Origin of the sequence: Synechococcus sp. R55.2, assembly GCF_047462075.1 — a bacterium.
Lineage (GTDB): Bacteria > Cyanobacteriota > Cyanobacteriia > Thermostichales > Thermostichaceae > Thermostichus.
In genome coordinates, this window is sequence record NZ_JANSIH010000250.1 from 1 (window position 1) to 673 (window position 673).

Sequence of the window (673 nt, forward strand, 5' to 3'; positions counted from 1 at the left end):
TCAAGGATCACCGCACCAACGCCGAAACCTACAATGTCGAGGCCTTTATGAACGGCGAGCCGGAGGAGCTGATGCATTTTATCCAGGCCTATCTGCGGCAGGAATACGCCAAACAACAGGCCGCCGCAGTCTAGGGCCGGCTGTAGCGCTCCCACACCGCCTGCATGAGGGCAGCCCGCTCCTGGGCTGAGAGCTGGGTCAAGGTCAGGGGATCCCCTTCCTGGAAAAACTCCCCTACCCCCCATCCCACGGCCCGGGGAGAGGCGGTTTTGGCTTGCAGGGATCCCGCCCAAGCCAACCCGTGCCAGGCGCCGATGGGAGTCTCCAGCGCCGAAGAAAAGACCAGATCCAGGCCGGGATGGCAGCTGAGATACTCTCGCAGCGCAATGCAGGAGCCCACCAGAGACGGCTTCACCACCAGGATCCCTTTCCATCCTGAAAGATGGATCGCTTTCAACTGCTCCAGGCAGGCCCGCGATTCATCCAAAGCAACGGGGGTTTGGTACTGGCGGCTGAGCTCCACCAAATGGGCGTGCTGATCCGGCGGCAGAGGCTGCTCCAAAAACTCAATCTTGACCGGCGAGGCCTGGTTGAGCCGATCACAAACCATCAGCCACCGGTGGGCCTCCGCAAGCGTTAACCCCCCATTGGCATCCAAACGCAGACGGGATCC

General features: G+C 61.5%; 1 protein-coding gene and 1 pseudogene. One reads left to right on the forward strand and one right to left on the reverse strand.

The features are described from left to right. Positions 1-134: pseudogene (gene prfB, locus NW838_RS08475) on the forward strand (peptide chain release factor 2); the annotation flags it as partial. Here prfB and NW838_RS08480 read toward each other — a convergent pair. Continuing rightward, positions 131-673, reverse strand: a 543-nt coding sequence (locus NW838_RS08480) for an enolase C-terminal domain-like protein (RefSeq protein WP_414427857.1), incomplete at its 5' end; no start/stop codon positions are given. The pseudogene prfB and the gene NW838_RS08480 sit on opposite strands and share 4 nt — an antisense overlap.